This is a genomic window from Bradyrhizobium sp. KZN70725 (assembly GCF_055264925.1).
The window spans coordinates 1-2,630 of record NZ_JBUYWT010000149.1; the positions used below are offsets into that span (position 1 = coordinate 1).

The window sequence follows — 2,630 nt, forward strand, 5'->3', positions numbered from 1 at the left end:
AATCACGAGAAAGAATAGCCTCTTCGCTGGCAGCGACGGCGGCGGACGAACCTGGGCGACCATCGCAACGCTGCTGCAGACGGCGAAAATGAACAACGTCGATCCGTTCGCTTGGCTCGCCCTGACACTTCGGCGTATCGCCAACGGCTGGCCGAGCAGCGAAATCGACGCGCTTATGCCATGGAACCACGCCGCTTGACGGCCTTAGCTTGCCGCTTACCGAGGTTCTGGTAGAGCGAACCAATTGCCGTTGTATCGGCCGGGGCAGATCCACGCCCGTCAGAGCATCGTGCTGGATCGTTCGACGCTGCGGATTGGGTCGGTCATGCCGCCTGGCACCTGCGCCCGCTGCAATGAGCGTCTGCTGCTGGCCAAGCTCCGGCAACGGCCGAAACTGTTTGCCGATGTTGCCAACGATGCCGGTGCTCGATCCTGGCCGGGGCGCACAGAAACCGGCCAGCTCTGGCCTTTGCTGTGGACGACAGTCCTAGCGCAATGAGGGCAGTCCTCCTTCACGGAGATCTGCTTGCATCTGCTTGCGCGTACCGATTAAGCGGTCGCTTGAGACCAAGGTTCTCTCTCAGAGTCTGCCCCGCATACTGGGATCTAAATTTTCCCCTCCGGCGCAACTCGGGCACAACGAACTCAACAAAATCCTTGAATCCGCCGGGAACGATCGCCGGAATTATGTTAAATCCATCAGCCGCATGCCGCTCAAATGCGTCCACCATGGTATCGGCGATTTGGTTCGGTGTACCGATAACCATTAGATGGCCATGGCTATCCGATATCAAACGGATCAGTTGTCTCCAAGTGAAATTCTGGCGTGCGGCCTCTTCCAGGAGCACCTTTTGACGGCTCTGCATGAAATTCGTCTGCGGCAAAGCCTCGGGGACCAATGAGTCGAGGTCGGTGGAACGCAAGTCAGTGACAAACCCAAGCCAACGATCGGCCGTCGCGATTAGCACCTCGGTTGGTGTATACGATTGTAGTCTCTCAAGCTTGTCAGACGCTTCTTCCTTCGTTCTCCCGACGATGGGGATAATGCCCGGCATGACTAGGATCTGATCGTCGTGCCGCCCACATGCGCGCGCCTTCTCTTTAAGAGTCGCATAGTATCGTATGCCATTTTCCAAAGAAGGTTCTGCAGTGAATACTACCTCACCGACTTCTGCTCCAAATAGTATTCCCGACTCGGATGCACCAGCCTGAACAAGGACGGGATGCCCTTGCGGCGGTCTGGCTATATTCAATGGACCTCTGACTGAGAAGTAGTTCCCTTTGTGGTTGAGAATATGCAGCTTTGTTGTATCGGCGAAAATGCCACTTTCCTTGTTACGTATGAAAGCGTCGTCTTCCCACGAGTCCCAGAGACCTTTGACGACGCCTACAAATTCTCTCGCCCGATCGTAGCGCGTGCTATGGTCAGGAAGTTCTTTCTCGCCGAAATTCGCTGACTCGAACTTAGCTGCTGACGTGACAATGTTCCAGCCCGCACGTCCCCGCGAAAGATGGTCAAGTGAGGCGAACATACGTGCAAGATGATAAGGTTGATGATACGTCGTGGTCGCTGTCGCGACTAGGCCTAGTTTCTGCGTTCTCGAGGAAAGCGCCGACATCAGCGTGATTGGCTCGAACTCATCGTTTGCGCTTACGCGAGCTATAGCTGCGTTATCTTGCTGTGCTACACTTGGGCTATCGGCAAGGAAGACGAAGTGAAACGCCGCGCCTTCAGCAAGTGCTGCAAGATGAGCATAGTGGCTGATATCAACTCCGCCACCAGTGGGCACGCTCGGGTCACGCCATGCACCTTTGTTATATCCCGCCTGAACGAGGAATAGTCCGAGCTTCATTTCGCCATTGCGCCGCATGCTGTGTTTCCCTTTGAGTTTGACCATCCTCGCGTACTGCGTTCATCTGGCGGATTGCTCCGCCGCGACAGCTCATCATTCGATTCCACCTCGAATGAAAAGCTATGTTAGATGCAGAACTCCTTGCAGGTGGCGTTTGACCGACCGACGCTCATCTGACGGACCGAGGCTCATCAATCGATAGGTGACATGCTTCTTTTACCTAGATCAATTGCTAGCACTGGTAGTTGACCGTAGAGCCGCGGAGGGACCGATCCTTGTGCGGTCATCCATGACATGCGCCGGGAACTGGCGGATGCGCGGGTGATGTCGTTCGGGATCGAGCTCCGGCATCGGCGTCTCCCACGCCGGCCAGGACTGCACCCGCCGGCAGCAGCAGATAGCAGGCAAACTCCGAGACCACCACATGTCTCACGAGTGCCGTCGAGGCCATCGCGAAGAGAGGCCGTCGGGTGCACCTCGCTTCCAGCGATCGGACCTGTGTTGCGACGTGGGTCTGCACTCATTACTGTCCATCAGGACTGTTACACAGCACTCGATATAACCCGACAAGGCGCGTCACCTGGGGGACACTCCAGTGATCACCTCGACGCGTAGTGCGAATCAATTTCCTGCCGGACATCAAGCACGGCACAAGCTGCCTAACATCGTGAGCGTCATGCAGAGACCACACGCTGAGGGTTGATCTGGTCGGCTAGGAAGATCTCGCGGAATGGTTTGTCGCGAGGTCACAATGTCCAAGGATAGTCGTAAGGATAG

The 2,630-nt window shown here is 56.1% G+C and carries 2 protein-coding genes and 1 pseudogene; 2 read left to right on the forward strand and 1 reads right to left on the reverse strand.

Annotated elements, in window-relative coordinates; all coding sequences use genetic code 11:
• Together ACZBJS_RS42270 and ACZBJS_RS42275 are read left to right on the forward strand one after the other, a co-directional pair.
• Positions 1–199 (forward strand): transposase domain-containing protein (locus ACZBJS_RS42270; protein WP_463440302.1); only part of this gene is annotated, 199 nt, incomplete at its 5' end.
• Between the two features lie 36 nt (positions 200–235).
• Positions 236–489: pseudogene (locus tag ACZBJS_RS42275) on the forward strand (IS66 family transposase); the annotation flags it as partial.
• A 23-nt stretch (positions 490–512) separates the two neighbouring features.
• On the opposite strand, the gene ACZBJS_RS42280 reads toward ACZBJS_RS42275, so the two are convergent.
• A complete protein-coding gene (locus ACZBJS_RS42280) occupies positions 513–1,871 on the reverse strand; it encodes an LLM class flavin-dependent oxidoreductase (protein WP_463440303.1) in 1,359 nt (452 codons plus the stop codon).
• Positions 1,872–2,630: the final 759 nt, after the last annotated feature.

Excerpts from the sequence above, each read along its gene's own strand:
- ACZBJS_RS42280 (WP_463440303.1), bottom strand. The coding sequence starts at position 1,871 with ATGCGGCGCAATGGCGAAATGAAGCTCGGACTATTCCTCGTTCAGGCG.